Consider the following 20814-nt stretch of genomic DNA (forward strand, 5'->3'; position numbering starts at 1 on the left):
GTACTTGAAGCTATCTAATGTGCAAGCATTGTACAGACAAATCGTTCAAGCTTATCAAGCGATATGCCGCCTCCAGCCCCATGACCCTTACCCTTCACCATCCGCAGCACCCACTTGTCGAATACCGAGAGTTGATCGGGATCAATTTCATCGCCCATTATCTCCTTGGCAACTGCGTTCTTGTACAATGCTTCCGGATAGGCTTGCTGCAATTCCTGTTCTGCCCTCTCCCCTGTCATGCCTGCGCAAATGAACAATCCCAGGCGTTTGCTTAACAGCTCCTGCTCATATTGGGCAATGAACCTGGCCATTTCTTTGCGTATTCTGCCGTAGTAGATCGCGCTCCCCAGAATCACCGCGTCATAGTCATCCAGCGCCGGCACTGCGGTAACCTTCAGATTCACCACCTCGGTGTCCTCCAGCCTGGATTGCAAGAGGCTTGCAGCTTTCTCTGTGCATCCATATTTGCCGGCATACACAATCAGCATTCTGTCCCTCATCACTCTCTACCTCCGCTCTCCTGCACATTCCTTAATAAAAGGTATAAACAAACGAACACACCCACATTAAACGCAGGGAACACTATCAGTTCAACTGTAGATACATGTACTCCCGCCTTCAGCATCCCAACGATCATCATTGTAATGGAGGTAAGTAGAGCGGCGACTTTGACTATAACTACAGAAGCCAGCAGATTCCCAAAAGGCTGCCTGCGAATAAGCAATATCCCGGTAACCGCCAAGAGCGGAAGCAGAATAGCCAAATCAAGCGCCTGAATCACCAGTGTAGTGTAATGCTCCAAGCCTTCGGGTGCCGTCCCCTGCCTTAACGAATCAACGATCCTGCCCAGCCATAACATCAGGATCATGCAGGTGATAAACAGCAGGAATAACCCAATGCTCCGCGACGGCAAACCTGCCTTGAACAGACCTTCGAGCTTCTCCCGCTCCAGAGACCGCAAGGTCAGAATGAAGGCAAATAAGCTGGCCGAGAACAACATTACATAGATTAGAAACAGGTTATTGTACGTAGCCAGGAAGCAATAAGAGGCATAGGTGTACGTAAAATAGCCTAACGCCCCAGCTAACAGCAGGCGTCCTCTGACTCTCCCGCGGAGGCTCATAACCAGTGCAACGAGCAGCAAGGGGACTCCCGCTGCCAGCGTAACTCCATCCTGGGCTATGGCTTGGGTGGCTACGGAGAAGGAATCGTACTGATAGATTCCGCGGCCATATAATTCAACCTTTTCCCCCCGGATAGAGGTGAACCACCCTGCCCTGCCTTTCTCGTCCGCCCCGTGCCCTGACAGCAATCCGTACCCCGAGGCCACCATGGCAAGGAGAATAATTATAACGGTCAAAATACCAACAGATCGTCTACCCACCATCGGCCGTTCCCCCTTTGGCCCGGCTCCCTGCAATAAGAAGCATGGCCGCGATATGCCGTGTAATCAGTGCCTCCTTCTGCTCCTCCGGCAGATTCTTCTCGACCGTCAGTCTCACGATTAGCCCAAAGGCTGCACTCCAGATAATCTGGGCGGTAAGTTCAATCTCCTCCTCGTGGCAGGCTGCCATCCCGCTGAAGTGACGGAGCGAGCTGCAGAGCATACTGATTGCATTCCGCTCAAGAGCAGCCCCTTTATGCAATACTGCAGTGTGGCTTAGCACAGACGGCGAATCATTCAGCATCACATTCCGGTACTGCGAGCCTGCTGCTGTGGTCAACCGGATAAACTGAGACAGTGACCGGCTGAAGCGGACTTCGGCTGATTCTTCACTCAGCGCCATGTCTAATCCGGCTGTCAGTCCGCCCATTAGCTCCTGATACCCCTGCTGAAGAAGCTGCTCTACAATATCCTCCTTTCCTTGAAAATAGTGATAAATGATTCCGGCTGAATATCCCATCCGTTCAGCGATCTTGCGGATAGACAATTTCTTTATCCCCTTCTCGGCCACCAGCTCACCGACCGTTGCCAGAATCAGATTACGCATCGCTTCGCGCTCCTGCTCTTGTCTTTGTTCCTTGCTCATGCTTGCGGGACACCTCCACATATCCTTATACCGGATTATTGAACAATGTAATGTTTGTTGAACAGTGTTCAATGATGATTATATGCCGTATGACGCTGAAGGAATGTGATTATTTGTACATTTAAAGAGCCTGAGAAAAAACCCGTGAACCCGGAGCGCCTCTCAAACTCCTCTCTTTAAGTTGACATAATCATTGTTATGTTAACTTAATCGTGAGCGAAGCTGATTTACTTCTCTCCCAAATTAGCACCACACCGATAAAAGTTGATCAAAACGGCAGAGAAAAACCCACGTTTTGATAAAACGTGGGTTTTTCTCTGCAATCTGTGAAGAAGTTGATTCTTTTTTATCGGGATGCCCTAATCAATATTGGCGATCTTCCACTCCCCCTGCTTGTTCGGAAGCAAGGAAATCTCGTAGGTCCCGTCCGTAATATAGCCCTCGGAGGTCATACTGGTATAATTGACATAGAAGCCTGCCCGTTTGGCTCCCTCAATAGGAATCCCTACAACGGTCAGCTCATTGAAGCGGTAGACCATCTTCTTATCCAGTAAGAACTGCAAAGCTTCATTAAGCTGCGGTGATTGCATAGTTGCTGCGAATTTCTCTTTGTCTTTGGCTGCCCAGGCTGCAATACAGTCCAGCGTTTCCTGGAGCGCTTGCTTGTTGCCCGCACTGCTGCCTACATCAGGAGCCTGTAGGAACACGCCTGGAGTAATTGGCGGTTGTTTCGCCATGTATTCAATACCGCCTAGCATAGATACGAAGAGCGGAAGCAGCTTGTCTTGTTGGTCTCCCTGAATATGAATTTCGGCCCGGTAAGTATCCTTTTTGGCGGTGAAAACAAATGCTTCGACCCTCCGGCTCCCCTCCACCCTGCTCCCGGCGTATTCCTTGTACTTCAGCAGCCGCTGGTCCGTACCGGGTACAAATTCACCCTCGGCAGCTGCCGTTGCGGCCGGATCAAGCTTAAGGAAAGTAACATAGTTCTGTTTGTCCGCTGTCCCCCAGGCGGTTCTCCCGTCCTGTTCAAAACGGATCATCGTCTCCGGCAGGAATAATCCGAGCGGCAATGTCTGATCTGCGGAGTAATCCGCTTGGACATTTACCCCGTCCAGCTCATAGCCTCTGCCGCTTCCCGAATACTCCGGTACTTCAGGAAGCAGCGCCACTGGTTTGACAGCAGGCGCAGCTGTTGCAGGCAGTGAGGGCGCGACTGTTGCAGCTGCTGATACTGTGGCCGTTGCTGACGGCTGTGCCGTACCCTCTGTACCGGCAGAATCCTGATTCGCTGCATTGCTGCAGCCTGCGCTGAGTGCTAAAGCAATAGCCAGGCAGCCCATTCCAAATAAGCTTGTATGCTTGGACAATAGAATCACCTCAGTTACCAGACGCTGGAAAGTGGCAGAAGTTGCGCAGAGCTATTTTTTAACCCTATTAATATTTAATGTGTTGAAGTATTGGCTGGGATTGCCTTGCCGGGCGTTGAACCGCTCTTTGAATTCGCCGCCGGTATACGCCCCGATGACCCGGTGCCAGAAGTCCCGCGCAGGGGTATTCGCCCGAATCTGCGACACTTTCCAAGCACCGGGGAACATATCGAATAACCGGTGGGCTGCCCAGGTTCCTACACCGCTGCGGCGGTATTGCTGCATCACGAAAAATTCCGTCATATAGAACTCGCCCTCCGGGTCACGCAAAAGGCGGTCTATTAGGGCAAATCCGGCGATATTGCCGTTTACCGTGAAGAGATAGGCAAATTTGTTTTTGCCGCTGTTCCAGTACGCCTCCAGTCCAGGATACGAAGGAAACAACCCTTCCCGGTCTACTTGCAGCTCAAGATACCGGGTGAAGTCATACAAATAAAACTGCATCAATCTGCTTATGATCTGCTTCTGCTCTTTAGGAACCAGCTCGATTCCAAGTTCCATCAGGTTCACCTCTAGCTTTTTCGTTACTTCACATCATATAACTTTGTTACATGCGGATCAAGGCTTGTCCTCTTCCCGGCCCGATTCCGGTCGTTCACCTGCCCAAAACATGCTAAAATAGAAGACATCCCTCCCCTTGGGAAACAACAAAGAAGGTGAAGCTCATCAGTATTCAAAAGACGACCGACCGTATAAATCTGGATCAGCGGCTGCCGCAGATGCCCTGGTTTGTTCAGCAGTTCATTGATTATAAGCGTCCGGATCTGTCCCCCTCTACTCTGCTGGAGTATATCCGGGACTATGAATCCTTTTTCGGATGGCTGCGGGGTGAAGGTCTGTCCGTGGCGTCCAGCAATGCTGAGATTACCCTGCTCGATCTGGAGACACTCCATATGGACAGCATTGTCGGCTACCGCCTGTATCTGACCACCCGGACCGAGAAGGCTAATTCGCGTGTTACCGTGTCCCGTAAGCTGTCTGCGCTGCGCTCGCTGTTCCATTATCTGAGCCAGATTGCCGAGGATGAGAATTTCTACCCGCTGCTTAAACGTAATATTATGGCCAAGGTGGAGATCAAGCGGATTCATAAACCAAAGGATACAGCCGCCAAGCTCAAAGGAAAAATTCTGGAAGACGAGGAGCTGCTGGAGTTTGTGGGCTACATTTACGAAGGGTACGGCAAGGATGTGGAAGCCAATAAACAGGCTAATTATTCCTGGCAGCTCAACCGTGAACGGGATGCCTGTATTGCCAGTCTGATCCTGAACTCAGGCCTGCGCGTATCCGAGGTGGTCAATCTCAATGCGGATGATCTGGATGTGAATAATAAGCTGCTGTATGTATTCCGCAAGGGTCATAACGACGAGACCTTCAAGACCCCGGTCTATTTCCGGGAGCAAGCCAAGGATGATCTCAGCTTATACTTAAGCCTCCGCCAGAGCAGATACAAGACGCCGAAACGGGAAAAAGCCCTCTTCATCGCACTGCCGAACGGCAGTACTGAAGGCAAACGGATGACCAAACGAGCGATCCAGGAGATGATCATCAAATACGCCAAACGGTTCGGCAAACCTTATCTTACCGTGCATAAGCTGCGGCACTCTTTTGCCACCGACTATTATCTGCAAAATGATATTTACCGGACGAAGGAGCAGCTGGGGCACGCTTCAACGGAAACTACCGAAATCTATGCCCATCTCACGGATAAAACGATGTCCGAGGCGATTGAGCGCCGTCTGGATAATGAGCTTCCGCAGTAACCTCTAGTCCTGCTTCTTGACTCATACCTATTCTATTTATGGAGGAATCCCTCTTGTTTGATAATCACTTATATGCTGACCCTATTGATAATCCCGGCCTACCGGAGCTGCAATCGGACTGCCTGAGCTGCTTCGGGCTATGCTGCGCGGCGTTGCCGTTCTCTGTCTCCTCAGACTTCGCGATCGACAAGTCCGCCGGACAGCCCTGCCCTAACCTGCGCGGGGACTTCCTCTGCGGCATCCACACGGAATTAAGAGAACGCGGGTTCCGGGGCTGCACCGTGTATGACTGCTTCGGGGCCGGGCAGAAGGTCTCCAATCTGACCTATGGCGGACGCGATTGGCGCCAGGCACCTGAAACGGCAGGACAGATGTTCGAGGTCTTCCCCGTGATGCGCCAGTTGCATGAACTGCTGTGGTACCTCCGTGAGGCCCTAGCCTTGCCGGGTGCTGATACCCTGCATGATCCACTCATGCTGCTGCTGAAGAAGATCCTGGATCTGACCACACTCAGCCCCGAAAAGCTGCTGCAGCTCAATATGCCTGTTCACCGCGCTGAGGTTAACGAACTGCTGCTGCGTGCCAGTGAGCTTGCGCGTACTGCTGCCCGCAAGCAGCTAACCCCGCCGCCTGGACGCCAAAAGAGCTACAGCCGTGGAGCGGATCTGATCGGCGCCAAGCTGCGCGGGGCCGATCTCCGCTGCCTCAGCTTGCGGGGCGCTTACCTGATCGCCGCCGATCTCAGCGGCGCCGACCTGCGGTATGCCGATCTGACCGGAGCGGACCTCCGCGACACGAATCTCAGCGGCGCTGATCTGAGCAGCAGCCTGTTCCTCACTCAGGCGCAGCTGCAAGCCGCCAAGGGTAACCCGGCTACCAAGCTGCCGGAATCGCTTAGACCTCCTGACCACTGGCTGCCGGCGGACCATAATTAATCACTTCGGCTTCGCAGTCGCACTCCTGCTTTTAATTTCAGATCGTCAACAACCCCGGGTGATTTGCCTATCCCGGGGTTATTGCGTGTTCGGACGATTAGTTCAACCCTTACCCAATATTCTCAGCAAACCCTTGTTATTCTGAAGCCAATGTTTTATATTGACATAATAGCAGGTCAAAAACAAAAGAGGTGAACGGTCAACATGACTCCCCGTACAAAGGAACAAAACGAAGATATCCGTCTGCGGCGTCTGGCGCAAATCCGGAAAGCTGCAGCGGATGTATTTTTGAATAAAGGCCCCTTACTGGAAATCCGTGATGTGGCTGCTGAGGCCGGGCTAGGATATGGTACGGTCTATCATTATTACAGCAACAAAGGAGATTTGCTTCACGATCTGCTGTGGGACGCGCTGGATCGGGCGGGAGAATGGCTCAAGCCCCCGCCGGATGTCCTGCTGGCGGGGCCGCTCAAAGTCGGCCTTAGCCTGGGTCCCGCCGCTGCGGCGGGGGTCCTTCTGTTGCAGTTATGGGCGGAGGATCACGCCATGTATCTGCTATATAAGCAGGCCGGCGAAGGCTTTGCTATGCTGCCTGAAGCGCGCTCAGCTCCGCTCTTGGCCGAATTCCGCCGGGAGGTGCTGACTCCGCTGTCTGCGGTGCTGGACCCGAGTCTTGCGGGCGACCGGGCTGCCGTTACTGCGGCAAACGCGGCGGAACCGGTGCATCATACGGAGATGCTGCTTGCCGCCTTAGCCGGCTGTGCCTCGCTCTCGCTCCGCCGCGGACAGTTGTTCGAGGAAGCCCGGGATATCGTCCGGGTGCTGAAATTATAGAATCGTTAAGGAGCGGACAATAACAGATGATTATTCTGAAATCACCCAGGGAAATCGAAGAAATGAAGCAAGCCGGCCAAATCGTGGCGGACTGCTACCGTGAGGTGTCCAAAGTGATTGCACCCGGAATCACCACCCTTGAGATCAATGACTTTGTTGCCAGACATATTACGAGGCTGGGCGGCAGGCAGTTTACCAAAGGCTACAATGGCTTCCCGGCCGAAACCTGTATCTCCATTAATGATGTTGTGGCCCACGGTATTCCCTCAAACCGGGTCGTTATGGACGGTGACCTCCTGAAGCTTGACATCGTTGCCGAATACGGCGGCTGGTTCGGCGATTCGTGTATGAGCTATGCCGTCGGCAATATTGGGCCCGAGGCGCAAAAATTAATGCAGGTAACGAAGGAATGCCTGGATCTGGGAATCGCCCGGGCCATTCCAGGGGCGAGGCTGGGTGATATCACATCGGCCATTCAACAGCACGCGGAAGTGAACGGTTATTCCGTCGTGCGCGATCTGCTGGCGCACGGCATCGGACGGAGCCTGCACGAGGAACCGAGCTACGTGCATATCGGCACCGCCGGCAAAGGTGTCCGCTTAAAGGAAGGCATGGTATTTACCATTGAACCGATGATCAACGAAGGGACGTACCGCATCACGATAGACGATGATGAATGGACGGCAAGAACTGCCGACGGCAAGCTGTCGGCGCAATATGAGCATACGATCGCAGTCACAGCGGACGGACCGCTGATTTTAACGGCCCAGTAATGTATTATGCAGAAATGTTTCAGGGAGTAACGTATCAGACAGAATAAGCAAGCTAAGTTATCTCCCTCCAGTTCTCTGTAATCCAGGGAACTGGAGGGTTTCCTTTTACCTTTGTGACCGGGTTTTGTAGTAGCGGGGTTGAATGTTAATGCGTCATCAGGTGATGTTGCTGGTAGAGTGCTAGAATATTTGAGGTTTGGGTTTGAATGTTTTTCTATTGTGAATTTTTCATATGATGAAATTACATAATTAAATGCGAAAATCTGCAAAATGTTGCATCGAGTGCAATTTGTGGGCAACACTTTCTAAGCCTTTAATAGAAATGTTGCACGAAATGCAAGAATGTCACCATTCAGGTGCGAGAACATAGGAGAATGCTGTCATTTCTGCAACAATTACAGGAAAGGGCCGATATCGCAGAAGGAATGTTGCATTTCAGGCAGGAATTCAGGCAGGGATGGTTGTGCAACAATAGATCCCCGGAACGGGCGCCTGAAGCCTAAGCGTGCATTATCTATTATGAATTTTTCACATAGTGAAATTGCATAATTCTGTATCGTATCAATTATTCTGTATCGTGCCAAATTCGTGCTATCCCAATCTGCATGCTATTCCGCCTGACATCCTATTTCAAATCTGCGTGCTATTCCACCTGAGGCCCTATTTCAGTTAACATGCTATTCCAACTAACGTGCTATTCCATCCCAATGATGTGCTTATCAACTCAGGCTCCCTGCTGTTCACCCTCTGATTTCACCCGGCAGCTTAAGCACTGTTACCTTGTCCCCGGCAGACAGTTGACCGCTGTCCGGCGGAATGATGATCAGGCAGTCGCTGTCTTTGATTGTAACTGTAACGGAAGATTCGTCTACGGCGGCTGGGTAAGCATATAGAACACCTTCACGGATCTCCAGACGGGCCCGGACAAACCGGGTGAAACGGTCTACCCGCTTATATTCTGCACCCAGCCGCGCCGTCCATTCCGGCAAAAAGGGCTGTGCCGCTCCCTGCATCCACCCGATCACAGGCCGGGCAAACAGTTGAAATCCGACGAAGCAAGCACCCGGATTGCCTGACAAGGCCAGCAGGAGGGTTCCGCCGCGTACCGCAGCCGTTGTAACACTGCCCGGACGCATAGCTATTTTGTTGAACAGCATGTCACCGGTCTGCTCACGGACCAAATCCCCCATAATATCATAATCTCCAACGGATACGCCGCCTGTGGTAAGGACTAGATCATAGCTCTCCAGCGCCATCTGCACTCTGCTCCGGGCCAGCTCCAGATCATCCATTATCGCTCCCAGCCTAACCGGTTCTCCGCCCGCCTCACGTATGAGCGCTTCCAGCATGGGGGAGTTGCTGTTGCGGATTTTACCCGGGGCTAAGGGCTCGTCCACCTCCAGCAGCTCGCTGCCGGTTGCGAACACCGCCACCTTCGGTCTGCGGCGAACCGGGACGTCCGGCACCCCCAAGGCTGCCAATACGGCAATGTCGCCGGCGCCGATTAATTTCCCTTCAGGCAATACCGGATCACCTGTACTAAGCTCCAGCCCGCAAGGAGTAATATGCTTCCCCGCCTCCAGCGGCCTGCGGATACCCACATAGGTGACTCCGTCCTCGATCCGGCTCTCTGTTGCCTCCAGCATGATCACCGTGTCTGCACCCCCGGGAACCTGCGCTCCCGTCATAATCCGTGCCGCGGTTCCTCGAGTAATCTCTCTTGACGCTACGGCACCGCAGGGAATCACTTCAACAACTTCAAGCCACACCGTGTTAAGCTCTCCAGCTGCTGAGGTGTCTGCCGCAATAACGGCAAAACCGTCCATACTGGAACGGTCAAACGCCGGAAAAGGATGCGGGGCATAGACCGGCTGAGCCAGATAACGCCCGCTGCTGCAAGTTAACGGAACCTCTTCATGGGTAAGCAGTGCAGCATAGGGCTTCAGCCGGGCCTGCGCCTCGGCAACCTGAAGCGCTGAGCGCTGAAATTTATCATTGATGTATTCCTTGTTATTGTTCTCTGGATTGGTCACTTACACAGTCACTCCTTCTACTTCTGGTGGTTGTTTCCTGGTACTGCTCATTACGCCCTATTCTAGCACGGGACCCGGCAAAGTAAAATGAACTTCAGGTCCATTCATTCCGCTTAACCGCACAGCAAAAAGGATGCACCCGCCTGTTACAGGCAAATGCACCCTTAGTTCAATCCTGCTTCCGTTAACCTCAGGAGGCGCGGATTACTCTTACATCAGCCGAAATAACTGCTTCACCCTCATAGAGCATGAATCGTCCATTCTGCCACTCCACGCGCAGCAGCCGCGAATCATCCGACTGGTATTGCCAGACATGCTGCTCCCCGCCGTTCATATAAGGAGTCTGCCCGGTAACGGCTGCATATCCTTCATACTCTTCCTCCAGATAAAAGGTCCGGTCATCCAGCTCCAGTGTAGCCGGAACCTCGGAAGGACTATCCAGACGCCCGTCGATCGGATGATACAATCGGTATTGCAGCTCCTCGCGCTCTTCGATATACAGATAGGCAATCCGGCTTCCGTCGCGCAGCGTCAGCACGGCGGCATTGCGGCCGCTGGTCTTCGTCCGGCCCGTTACTTCATAGGTTACCAGGGAGACTTCACAGATATCTCCGGGAGACAGGTCCAGCATGCTTTTGGGTGCTGCTGGCGCCTCCGGCTTCGAGAACAGATTACCGATTCTTTTCCAAAGACCCAAAACCATCAATCCTCCTTATCCACGAATAAATGCAGCAATAATCAAAGCTCCCGTCACATGCAACGACCCGGCGAGCAAGCCGTAGCCGACCTTGCCTAGCTGGGTGCCATGATCAAGCTCAAGCTTCCCCCATCTGGCCAATAGCTGCTCCGCTGTCTTCTCCAGCACGAATAACAGGATAAACGATACAACGGAGACTATAAGTGCGGTCCCGAGCCGGTTCGCCGCAGCAATGGATGCCGATAAAATATAGCCTTGAGCCAGCAGCTTCATCACCAGCCGGGTAGTAACGGCCATATTCCCTGCCTTCAGCTCTTCCATATCATTGTAACGGGTAAACAGCGAATCCGCGAGCATCAGCACGCACAGCAGCACTGTGCCGCTAACCGTCCATACTACCATGGACACCAGGGTATCGAAATCCATTGCCATAACCCCCGCCTCTTCATATTTCCTTCCAGATAAGACAAACATAAAGCGAAGGAGAAACTGTTAGCTCCGTCTCCCCTTCGCCTGTGGACAACCGCCTGAAGTCCGGCTTATGCCAATATGTTATTGTTTATCGTATTGCTTCATCAGTGCCGCCAGCTCATCTTCGACCGCCTGGTCTTTGCCCAGCTTCTCGAATTCATCATCCAGCGATTTGTTGCCCGAGCTCATCTCGTTGCTGGCTTCGGCCTGAGCTTCCGCCTGCAGCATTTTGTCTTCCATCCGTTTGAGTCCGGCAGAAGCCGAGTCGGAGCTGAAACCGCTCATCGCTTTGTTGATTTCGGTCTGGGCCTTCGCTGCGTTGTAGCGGGCAACGAGTGTCTCCCGTTTGTTCTTCATCTGGGTAAGCTGTTTGCGCATTTCTTCAAGCTTGCCGCGGAGATTGTCCGCTGAAGCCTTATTCTGATCGAAGCTGGCCTTGTATTCTACAAGCTTGGCCTCTGCCGATTTCTTCTCTTCAAGTGCACGGCGGGCCAGATCGGCATTACCAGCTTGGGCGGCAGCGTGTGCTTGTTGATTGCGCTTGTTCACCAGAGCTTCCTGCTCTTCGTACAATTGTTTGAATTTCTTCTCAATAGCGATCTGGGCAGCTACTGCTTTCTCGGCATCTTCCAGATCCTCTGTCATGTCACGGATGTACTGGTCGGTCATTTTGACCGGATCTTCCGCTTTATCAATAATCGCATTCACATTGGACATGGTCAGGTCGCGCAATCTTTTAAATATAGACATTGGTTCATTCCTCCAAAATAATAGTTAGTTGCTCATTTGGTATCTTTTACGCAGGGAGTTCGATATCGTTTCAAAAATTGTTTAAACTTTCTGCAATAAATATTGATCCACTTTGTCATTCACAATATTTACGATTTCCAGAATGCCCTCTTTGCTCAAATTGTCGTAATGGATGCCCATCACAACCGTTACTGTCCGGTTCAGCGCAGCAGCAGCCTTCAGCGCAATAGCCTCACTGATCGTATGCTCTTTGTGATGAGGGACTGCAGCGGTCATAACCCGGGGCGTATCTCCGTCCATGTAAGCTGTACTTGCCGCACCGATATGGCGCACACCTCCGGTAATCAGCAGCAGCAGGTCCCGGCCCACCCCGGTTTCGGACAGCACAATATCATCAGGATGCCATTGATCAGATGTCAAGATGGAATTCCCCCTACCCCTTATATTAACCATGGTATGTGCAGATCTCTCATTCAGCGGCAAAATCATTGTTACAGCCGTTCTGTACCGCTATACAATACCCCGGATTTCGTCCAGAGAAGAGATGTTCTCTTCCCTCATAAATTGCTGCAATTCTTCGACCAGCGTACTGCCCGCCCGCAAATTCATGAAGTTGTAGGTGCCAACCTGTACCACCGTCGCTCCAGCCATAATAAATTCGATAATATCGGTTGCCGATGTGATGCCGCCCATCCCGATCACAGGAATGGTTACCCGCTGTGATACCTGATGCACCATGCGCAGAGCCACCGGCTTAACTGCAGGTCCGGACAATCCGGCATAGAGATTATTGAATACACTGCGGCGGCGGCGGACATCAATCTTCATGCCCGAGATCGTGTTGATCAGCGAGACGGCATCCGCCCCCTCTGCTTCGCACATTACTGCCATCTCTGCAATATCCTCGGCATTCGGCGACAGCTTCACCGCCAGCGGCAGACGGGTGGCCGCCCGTACTGCACGGACCACTTCCCGGGCAGCCGGAGTCTTCACGCCAAAAGCGATCCCGCCCTCCTTCACATTCGGACAGGAGATGTTCAGCTCGATCATATCCACTGCCGGCTTCCCGCTTAGCAGACGGGCATCGGCATCCTGCTGGATCAGCTCGGCACCAAGCACATAATCAGGCAGGGTATTGCCGCCCAGGTTCACGATACGCGCGGTATCCAGCGTCTCCCAGTAAGGAAGCTCCTTGGCCAGAAAAGCTTCTACTCCGGGATTCTCAAGCCCTACGCTGTTCAGCATACCTGAAGCGGTCTCGTATACCCGGACTCCAGGATTTCCGGCCTTGGCATGGAGGGTAAGCCCCTTACCCGAGATTCCGCCAAGCAGGGACACATCGTATAACTTGCCGTATTCACGGCCGAAGCCAAAGGTACCGGAAGCCATAACAATCGGGTTCTTGAAGGACACCCCGGCAATGGTGGCAGAGGTATTAATCATGGAACAACACCTCCTCAGCCAGGAAGACGGGGCCGTCCGTGCAGGCTTTGCGTTGCCCGTCCTTACAGGATACGCTGCAGACCAGGCAGGCGCCAATTCCGCAGGCCATCCGGTTCTCCAGCGATAAATACACGTTAGGACGCTTGCCCGAAGTCTCTGCGGCATTCCCCTGAAGCTGTGCGGCCTTCAGCATCGGATGCGGGCCGCAGACAAAGATATGATCGTATTCAGAGAAATCCACGCTGTCCAGAATCAGGCCGCCTACATCGACAGTCAGCTCGGCAGCCAGGGGACGGAAGGCTTCTGTACGGAAAGGGGCGCGGCTGAAGCCAAGGTAGATATCACTCTGCGGAAGCTTCTGGGCGCAGTAGTACAGCGGAGCAACTCCGATTCCCCCGCCCACTAATGCAACCTTGCCGTCTACCTGCGGAAAGCCGGTGCCAAACGGCCCTTCCAGCTCCAGCCGGTCGCCCGGGTTCAGCCCGGCAAGGATCTCCGTGCCTTCTCCCACCACATGATATAAAAATTCAACCCCATTGTCATTCAACTGATGTATGCTAAGCGGTCTGGACAGCAGCGGATAGGCTCCCCATGCCCGCAGCATGTAGAATTGACCCATCTCCCCGCCGTCACCTCCTTCAACAACCAGGTGGTAGACCCCTTCTGCCAGCCGCTCATTACTAATCACCGTCGCCACATTATCAAGCTCCTTCAAATTTAATCTTATTAACCATGCCTTAGAAGGAACTTAAAATCTGTGACATTGTTCACATATACAGCCTTCTATTTCAGTTTCCAGATTCCGCGCTCATAAGGCTTGGGCACCGCTGCTGAATCTATCCCGCCAAGTGCCTCTGCAGCGTGAAGCACCCAGTAAGGATCACTGAGCATACCTCTGCCTACAGCCACCAGCTCAGCCTTTGCTTCAGAGATCACTGCCTGTGCCTCCTCATACGATTCCAGGCGCCCCACAGCGATAACGGGAACCTGCAATCCGCTGCGTATGTATTCGGCAAGCTTCACCTGGTAAGCCGGTCCGGCACCCGGTCCGCCGTTTGACCCTATCGGTCCTTCACCGCCGGAGGATACGTGGAACATATCAACGCCCGCCTCTTTGTAGCGGCGGCAGAATTCCAGCGCATAGATCTCGTCGTATCCGCCTTCCACATACTCCTTGGCGGAGACCCGCATGATAAGCGGCATCTCAGCCGGCAGCACCTCACGCACCGCCTCCACAACTTGTTCTCCGAACAAGATCGGATCTTGGCCGTACTCATCGCTTCTTACGTTGGAGAGCGGCGAATGGAACTGGTGGATCAGGTATCCGTGGGCTCCGTGCAGTTCGACGGTATCGAATCCGGCTTCTACAGCACGGCGTGCCGCTTCCCGGTAGGCTGTGATCAGCTCCGCTATCTCTTCACGGCTAAGCGCCTTAGGCATCGCGTAACCGGCGCCAAACGGAATCGCTGAAGGTGCCACCGGGGATGAAGCGTCAACGGCCTTGCGGCCCGCATGTCCGAGCTGGATGGCGATTTTGGCTCCATGGGCATGAACAGCACTTGTTAGCTGCTTGTATGCAGGGATCTGCGCGTCATCCCATATCCCGGTGTCCTGGTTCGTGATCCGGCCATCCGGATGAACCCCGCTCATCTCTACAATAATGAAGCCTGTACCGCCGACTGCCCGGCTGACATAATGCACGAAATGCCAGTCCGTCGGAATACCGTCCTGCTTCTCAACAGCATACTGGCACATGGGCGGCATGACCACCCGGTTCTTCAAAGTCAGTGCCTTCAATTCATAAGGTGCAAACAAATCGGTCATTCTGGTGTTCATCCTCCCCATTTCTATAATCCACTTAAGTATACAACGATTTACGGTGTGATACATCTCTGAATGCGCCATAGTCTGCACGGCATAAATTCGCGGCTCTTGGGACATAACAACCCTTATATTCCAAAATAACGGACCCTTGGCTTGAGGAGGCGTAACCCGATGAAGCTGGTAAAATCCCGCCGCATACTGCTGTTTATATTCATCATTGCCCTGGCTCTGCCCTGCCCTTCACCGGCTGCGGAGCTTGCGTCAGCCTCCACCGCACCCGCAGGTTCACCCTTGCCACTGGAGCAACTCCTGACACCTTCTCAGCCCAATACCTCTATGGAAGAAGAACCGGCAGTCCCTGCCGGATCAGGAGCCTCCCGGTCTTCCGCACAGCGGCGTAAAAAAAACAAAGGCCTGTCCCTCAGCCAATTGGTGCGCAAATATCCTGAGACTCTCAAGACCCAGGGTCCCCGGCGCAAAATCATCGCCCTGACCTTCGATGATGTGCCTGATCCGCGCTATACGCCGCAGCTTCTGAATGTCCTTCGTAAATATAAGGTCAAAGCTACTTTTTTTGTGGTCGGCAGCCGTGCGGAGAAGCATCCCGCTCTGGTAGCCCGGATGATCCGCGAAGGCCATGCCGTCGGCAATCACTCCTATAATCATCCCGAGTTCAGTAAAGTGAGCATGAATGAATTCCGCACTCAGATTATCCGGACCGAGAATATCATTCAGCTGCTTGCCGGATACAAGCCCAAGCTGATCCGCCCGCCTTACGGTGATATCAGTGAACCCCAGCTGAAATGGGCCAAGTCCCACGGCTATAAGCTGGTGAACTGGAATGTGGACTCCCTCGACTGGAGAGGCTTATCCAAGGCCCAGGTGAAGAAAAACATCCTCTCCCGGGCCGGCAGGGGGGCAATTATCCTCCAGCACGGGGGCGGGGGCAGAGGCAGCAATCTCCAGGGCTCGCTGCAGGCGCTGCCGGAGATTATCAGCAGCCTCCGCAAACGCGGGTACAGCTTCGTGACGGTCCCCCAGATGCTACAGGTCAGCAAGAGCAAATGACTGCCGCCTGAGCAGGTTCTCATTCAAAAAAAGGAAACAAAACCGGCGGAACAGCCTGGTTTTGTTTCCTTTTAATTAGTGGGATATACGCTTCCCATGGTGCAGCTTAGGATTATCCGTTTATTGAATAATATATAAATGTACATACTGATAGCCGAAGTCGGCTACAAAGCTCTGACTTCCCGGAATAAAGATATCAATCCGGTTGCCCTTGATCGCACTCCCCATATCGGTTGCGGTAGCCACGAAGGCTTCCTTCGGAAGGCCCGGATGAGTATAACCGGTTACCAGTACCTTCGTGCCCAGCGGAATCACGCTCGGGTCAACGGCAATGGTTCCAAGCTTAAGCGAATTGCCGAAGTAATCAACCGCCCCCCACTTGCCATTCTCACTGGCAGCCGAGGAATAGGCCGAAGCCTTGACCTGCAGCACTTTGTCATAATTGAATTCCTTGCCCCAGGCTTGAACGGTGTTGCTTGCAGATTGCACCTTGAAGCTCGGGGCAGCTGCATCTGCAGTCTCCACTGCTGCTGCTGTAGTGTTGGCTACGGCCGCAGTCTTGGCTTGAACATCACCCGGAATCATAAATTTCAGTCCCGGATAGATATTAAGCGCTGAAATTTGCGGGTTTGCATTCATAAGCTCCTCAACGCTTAACCCATAATGAGTGGATAGAGTATAATAGGTTGTAGTCTCTCCAGCGATATGTACGCTGTCGGCGTGAACGGGAGCGGCGTGGAGCAAGGTGCCGAGTCCGAGTACAGCCGCCAGGGCTGTGATAGCTCTGAACTTGATGGTCATGAATAGCCTCCTTCATTAGTGGGCGTCAGGGATAACTGGGCAGAATCTCTGTCCTGTGACGCCAAGATAACGCTGGACCTATTGTCCTGTCTTGCTGTCAGGTCTCTTGTACATGTAACGGTTTGTAAACTAACAGTTATGAATATATCACAACTTTGTAACCATTGGCTATGTTTTTGTTACGATTGGAAATAATTATCCGTTTTGTAACGTTTTCAAGGATATAAATATTACATATTCTTAATAATTATAAGATATGCCGAAAATTTTACACAGTTTTAACATTTCTCGCTTTCGCAAATAGTAGAATGATAGAATACGATAATCTCAAAAGACTTGAAGCAACCTTGGAGGGTCAACGAACGTGAACACAGAAGAGAAAAAAAACAGCTACATTAGTCCTGCAACAGCCTATCTTAACCGTGATTTGAGTTGGATTGAGTTCAACCGCCGGGTTCTCGGCGAAGCACAGGACCCGGAGAACCCGCTGATCGAGCGGGCTAAGTTCCTGGCCATTGTGTCCAGTAATCTGGATGAGTTCATCAGTGTCCGGGTAGCGGGCATCCAGGACCAGATCCGGGCAGGCTATACCAAAAAGGATTTCACCGGATACACCCCCTCCGGCCTGTATAAACGCCTGAGCAAGCGGGTCAGCAAAATTGTCGCCGACCAGTACCGCACATTCAAGGATATCTCCCGCAGCCTGCACAAGGAGGGTATCGTCTTCGTTGATTATGAGGACTTGACGCCAGCGCAGGAGCAGTCAATAGAGGAATATTACCGTGATATTATTTTCCCTGTCCTGACCCCGATGGCCGTGGACCAGAGCCGTCCGTTTCCGCTTGTTCACAGCCAGTTCATCTATCTGGCGGTTGTGCTGACCCGCAAGAACAGCCAGGAGGATGAGCCTTACTTCGCGATCCTGCAGATTCCGTCCAATCTGCCGCGCTGTATTCCATTGCCCCACCGCTCCAACAGCAAGAAACGGCAGTTCGTATTCATTGAAGATGTCATCCGCCATCATATCCAGACCTTATTCAGCGGTTATGATCCTGTAGCCGTCAATGAATTCCGCCTGACCCGCAATTCCGATCTGACGATAGATGAGGAAGGTGCGGAGGATCTGCTGGAGGAGATTGAGAAGGAACTCCGCAAACGCCGGCGCGGCATACCTGCCCGCCTGGAAGTCCAAAAGGGCATTCACCCTTATGCGCTGGAGCAGCTGCAGGCTGAATTCGAGCTTGAGGATTTCATGTTTGAAATTGAAGGCCCGTTGGATCTCGGTTTCCTGCGCAACTTTGCCAGCAGTCTGAAGGGATTCAGCTATCTACATTATCCACCGGTTGAGCCGCTCTATCCTGCGGAATTCGAGGAGAATGAGGATTTCTTCGAGGTGCTCCGTGAACGCGATGTACTGGTCTACCATCCGTATGAGTCCTTCGATGCCATGGCGGATTTCATTACCCAGGCTTCCGAGGATGAGCAGGTCATGGCGATCAAGATGACGCTGTACCGGGTCAGCGGCAAGTCTCCGCTGATTGCGGCGCTGGCCAACGCTGCCGAATCAGGCAAGCAGGTTACCGTGGTGGTAGAGCTGAAGGCCCGCTTCGATGAAGAACGCAATATTGCCTGGGCACGCAAGCTGGAGCAATCCGGCTGTCACGTGGTCTACGGCCTCGTGGGCCTCAAAACCCATGCCAAGGTCACGCTGATCGTCCGCCAGGAAGGCGCCGAGCTGCGCCGCTATGTTCATGTAGGAACAGGCAATTACAATGACAGCACAGCCAAAGCCTATACCGACCTAAGCTTGTTCACTGCCAATCATGAGATTGGTCTGGATGCGTCAGAGCTGTTCAATCAAATGACGGGATACTCTGCCAATTACAACTGGAATTCCTTCATCGTAGCACCGACCAATATGAGCCTGTCGCTCCAGAAGCTGATTCTTCGTGAAGCCGAGCATGCCGCGGCCGGCAGACCCGCACGGATTATAGCCAAGATGAACTCCCTGTCGAACCAGGAGGTTATTGATTATCTCTATAGCGCTGCCCAGGCGGGGGTATCTATAGATCTGATCGTCAGAGGGGTCTGCTGCCTGCGGCCGGGGATTGAAGGCCTTAGTGAGCGGATCACGGTCCGCAGCATTGTTGACCGCTTTCTGGAGCATTCACGGATCTATTATTTCGAGAACGGCGGCCAGCCGGAGGTCTATCTCTCCAGCGCCGACTGGATGACCCGTAACCTGACCCGGCGGATTGAATTGATGTGTCCGGTGAAGGACAGCGGTATCCGCGATCAGATTGTCAAGATTCTGGAGCTGTCGCTGATGGACAATGTCAAATCCAGCTTCCTTCAGCCGAACGGATATTATGAACGGATAGACGACAAAAAGGCCCCTCTACGGAGCCAGTTCGCTGCTATGGATGTTACCCGCTGGAAGGGAAGCCGAGCTTTACCTTCACCGACCAAGCATTCTTGAAGGCCTTGAGCGCATTCTCAATGTCCTCCAGGCCGATAAGCACCTGTCCGCCCCGCAGCTCCAGATCCAGCGTATTATTGTGCAGCCGGGCCTTGACTCCGCTGACAATGCCGATCTCGGTGCTGTCCAGTGCAATGCTTAACTGCACTAATGTGCCCAGCTTATGAATCCACTCTTCGTCGGAAGCCAGCAGAATGTCCTTATGCATCAGGGACATTTTCTGCTTCCGGCTTTTTGTGCTGTAGGAGGCAATGTATGCGCTAAGAATCAGCTGGCGGTGCGTCAGTCCGCGGATGGGTGAATTCATGAGCCAATAGTGCGTATGCCGCTTGGATTGATAATAGTTAATATTAGAGCCTGTCCGGTGCAGCATAATCGCTACGTAGACGAGCATCTCATGCTCCTCCCGGTCCCCTTCGCGCTCAAAGGCTCCCAGCAGGCTCAGCGCCAGCTTATTGATATGATCCAGGTGACGCTTCGAGGTGCGGATATCAAAGCGGATAATCGTGTCCAGGCTGTATTCCAGCGCACTGTCACGTACCGGCTGCTCCGGCTCCAGCAGATCATGCAGCATCCCCTCGCGCAGACCTTCTCCGCTGATCAGCGCACGGCTGGCACCAATGTAATGGAATACTGTATGGAATATAATCAGCCCGGATACAATGATATCCGCCCGGCTCTTGGACAGCCCGTCCAGCTCCTTGCGCTTCTCGAACGGGGTAGCAGGCAGAACCTCCATGAACCGCTCTATCGTGTCACTCTCCAGCACATAACCATGGGAATTCGGCAGCGAATAATCCCGGCTCTTCTGGTCCAGCTTGGCCAGTGAACGCAGCGTTCCCCCCAGCCCGTAGAGCGGCAGCCCTGTGCCTGTTGTGAGCCAGTCATGCTCTACCAGTCTGCCGGTTACGTATAACTGCAGCTTGCGGATCTGTTCCGCGTTCCAGTTGCCGCTATGGCTGAACATCAGATTCGTATTGACCGCACCGAACGGGAAGGAGATGCTCTGCTGATAACGCCGTCCGCGGAACATAGTAACCTCTGTACTGCCGCCCCCGATATCTATTACGAATCCATCCTGAACATCAAACGCATTGATGACTCCAAGGAAGCCGAAATACGCCTCCTGATGCCCGCTCACTACTTCAATCCGGATGGATGAAGCTTCGGACAGATAGGTGATAATCTCGGCGGAGTTCGCTGCATTACGGATCGCGGCGGTGGCTCCGGCACGGATTTTGTCCACTTCAAAATCATCACAAATCTCCTTGAACTGGTGAAGAACAGGAATAATCGTGTCCATATCCTTCTTCTCCAGCCTGCCTTCCTTCGTAATCTTCTCACTCAAACGGGCAGAGTACTTACATTCCTTAATGATTTTGTAGCCGCCTGCCTGTGTCGTATCATAAATTACAAGCCGTATGGAGTTGGAACCAATATCAATAATGCCGATCCGGCAAAGATCATCTCTCATCTGTATGTACTC

General features: G+C 52.9%; 21 protein-coding genes. 6 read left to right on the forward strand and 15 right to left on the reverse strand.

The features are described from left to right. Window positions 1-14 precede the first annotated feature (14 nt). From KDC22_RS18225 to KDC22_RS18245, 5 genes are all read right to left on the reverse strand, one after another. Complete coding sequence (locus KDC22_RS18225) at window positions 15-500, reverse strand: flavodoxin domain-containing protein (RefSeq protein ID WP_211719925.1); 486 nt, start codon at window positions 498-500, stop codon at window positions 15-17. Then, window positions 500-1387, reverse strand: coding sequence for a hypothetical protein (locus tag KDC22_RS18230; protein ID WP_211719926.1), 888 nt, complete (start codon window positions 1385-1387; stop codon window positions 500-502). The genes KDC22_RS18225 and KDC22_RS18230 overlap by 1 nt, the downstream gene beginning before the upstream one ends. Beyond that, window positions 1377-2030, reverse strand: a complete 654-nt coding sequence (locus tag KDC22_RS18235) for a TetR/AcrR family transcriptional regulator (RefSeq protein WP_211719927.1) — start codon at window positions 2028-2030, stop codon at window positions 1377-1379. Before KDC22_RS18235 ends, KDC22_RS18230 begins: the two co-directional genes overlap by 11 nt. Window positions 2031-2389: 359 nt before the next feature. Beyond that, window positions 2390-3400, reverse strand: a complete 1011-nt coding sequence (locus KDC22_RS18240; protein ID WP_211719928.1) for a hypothetical protein — start codon at window positions 3398-3400, stop codon at window positions 2390-2392. A 51-nt stretch (window positions 3401-3451) separates the two neighbouring features. Then, window positions 3452-3961: a GNAT family N-acetyltransferase gene (locus KDC22_RS18245; protein ID WP_173139444.1), complete on the reverse strand. Its 510-nt coding sequence runs from the start codon at window positions 3959-3961 to the stop codon at window positions 3452-3454. 164 nt (window positions 3962-4125) lie between these two features. Between KDC22_RS18245 and xerS the strand changes: the two genes are divergently transcribed. The 4 genes from xerS to map all read left to right on the forward strand — a co-directional run bounded on the left by xerS (window position 4126) and on the right by map (window position 7762). After that, complete coding sequence (gene xerS, locus KDC22_RS18250) at window positions 4126-5220, forward strand: tyrosine recombinase XerS (protein ID WP_211724098.1); 1095 nt, start codon at window positions 4126-4128, stop codon at window positions 5218-5220. A 53-nt stretch (window positions 5221-5273) separates the two neighbouring features. Further along, entirely contained in the window at window positions 5274-6155 is an 882-nt protein-coding gene (locus KDC22_RS18255) for a pentapeptide repeat-containing protein (RefSeq protein ID WP_246552743.1), read from the forward strand. Between the two features lie 204 nt (window positions 6156-6359). After that, on the forward strand, window positions 6360-6989 hold the full coding sequence (locus KDC22_RS18260) for a TetR/AcrR family transcriptional regulator (RefSeq protein WP_211719930.1): 630 nt from the start codon (window positions 6360-6362) through the stop codon (window positions 6987-6989). Between the two features lie 26 nt (window positions 6990-7015). Then, window positions 7016-7762, forward strand: a complete 747-nt coding sequence (gene map / locus KDC22_RS18265) for a type I methionyl aminopeptidase (RefSeq protein WP_211719931.1) — start codon at window positions 7016-7018, stop codon at window positions 7760-7762. Window positions 7763-8502: 740 nt separating this feature from the next. On the opposite strand, the gene KDC22_RS18270 is transcribed toward map, so the two are convergent. From KDC22_RS18270 to KDC22_RS18305, 8 genes are all read right to left on the reverse strand, one after another. Further along, on the reverse strand, window positions 8503-9795 hold the full coding sequence (locus KDC22_RS18270; protein ID WP_173139452.1) for a molybdopterin molybdotransferase MoeA: 1293 nt from the start codon (window positions 9793-9795) through the stop codon (window positions 8503-8505). A 190-nt stretch (window positions 9796-9985) separates the two neighbouring features. Further along, window positions 9986-10492 carry a DUF4178 domain-containing protein gene (locus KDC22_RS18275; RefSeq protein WP_173139454.1) on the reverse strand — a complete coding sequence of 169 codons (507 nt, stop codon included), beginning with the start codon at window positions 10490-10492 and terminating at the stop codon, window positions 9986-9988. A gap of 15 nt (window positions 10493-10507) precedes the next feature. Beyond that, the gene (locus KDC22_RS18280) at window positions 10508-10918 is read right to left on the reverse strand and encodes a DUF350 domain-containing protein (protein WP_173139624.1); all 411 of its coding nucleotides are present in this window, start codon (window positions 10916-10918) and stop codon (window positions 10508-10510) included. Window positions 10919-11044: 126 nt separating this feature from the next. Continuing rightward, a complete protein-coding gene (locus KDC22_RS18285; protein WP_173139456.1) occupies window positions 11045-11713 on the reverse strand; it encodes a PspA/IM30 family protein in 669 nt (222 codons plus the stop codon). 81 nt (window positions 11714-11794) lie between these two features. Further along, on the reverse strand, window positions 11795-12133 hold the full coding sequence (lpdD, locus tag KDC22_RS18290) for a prenylated flavin chaperone LpdD (protein WP_211719932.1): 339 nt from the start codon (window positions 12131-12133) through the stop codon (window positions 11795-11797). A gap of 90 nt (window positions 12134-12223) precedes the next feature. After that, on the reverse strand, window positions 12224-13156 hold the full coding sequence (locus tag KDC22_RS18295; RefSeq protein WP_211719933.1) for a dihydroorotate dehydrogenase: 933 nt from the start codon (window positions 13154-13156) through the stop codon (window positions 12224-12226). Next, complete coding sequence (locus KDC22_RS18300) at window positions 13149-13853, reverse strand: dihydroorotate dehydrogenase electron transfer subunit (protein WP_211719934.1); 705 nt, start codon at window positions 13851-13853, stop codon at window positions 13149-13151. Before KDC22_RS18300 ends, KDC22_RS18295 begins: the two co-directional genes overlap by 8 nt. Window positions 13854-13939: 86 nt before the next feature. Continuing rightward, window positions 13940-14980, reverse strand: a complete 1041-nt coding sequence (locus KDC22_RS18305) for an NADH:flavin oxidoreductase/NADH oxidase (protein ID WP_211724099.1) — start codon at window positions 14978-14980, stop codon at window positions 13940-13942. A 171-nt stretch (window positions 14981-15151) separates the two neighbouring features. On the opposite strand from KDC22_RS18305, the gene KDC22_RS18310 reads away from it, so the two are divergent. After that, window positions 15152-16048 carry a polysaccharide deacetylase family protein gene (locus KDC22_RS18310; RefSeq protein WP_211719935.1) on the forward strand — a complete coding sequence of 299 codons (897 nt, stop codon included), beginning with the start codon at window positions 15152-15154 and terminating at the stop codon, window positions 16046-16048. A gap of 120 nt (window positions 16049-16168) precedes the next feature. On the opposite strand, the gene KDC22_RS18315 is transcribed toward KDC22_RS18310, so the two are convergent. Then, complete coding sequence (locus tag KDC22_RS18315) at window positions 16169-16849, reverse strand: 3D domain-containing protein (protein WP_211719936.1); 681 nt, start codon at window positions 16847-16849, stop codon at window positions 16169-16171. Window positions 16850-17213: 364 nt separating this feature from the next. Between KDC22_RS18315 and ppk1 the strand changes: the two genes are divergently transcribed. Beyond that, window positions 17214-19328 carry a polyphosphate kinase 1 gene (gene ppk1 / locus KDC22_RS18320; RefSeq protein ID WP_211719937.1) on the forward strand — a complete coding sequence of 705 codons (2115 nt, stop codon included), beginning with the start codon at window positions 17214-17216 and terminating at the stop codon, window positions 19326-19328. Here ppk1 and KDC22_RS18325 read toward each other — a convergent pair. Further along, complete coding sequence (locus KDC22_RS18325; RefSeq protein ID WP_173139478.1) at window positions 19276-20802, reverse strand: Ppx/GppA phosphatase family protein; 1527 nt, start codon at window positions 20800-20802, stop codon at window positions 19276-19278. The two genes, ppk1 and KDC22_RS18325, sit on opposite strands and share 53 nt — an antisense overlap. Window positions 20803-20814 lie beyond the last annotated feature (12 nt).

This window comes from Paenibacillus tritici (assembly GCF_018207515.1).
Classification (GTDB): Bacteria; Bacillota; Bacilli; order Paenibacillales; family Paenibacillaceae; genus Paenibacillus_AQ; species Paenibacillus_AQ tritici.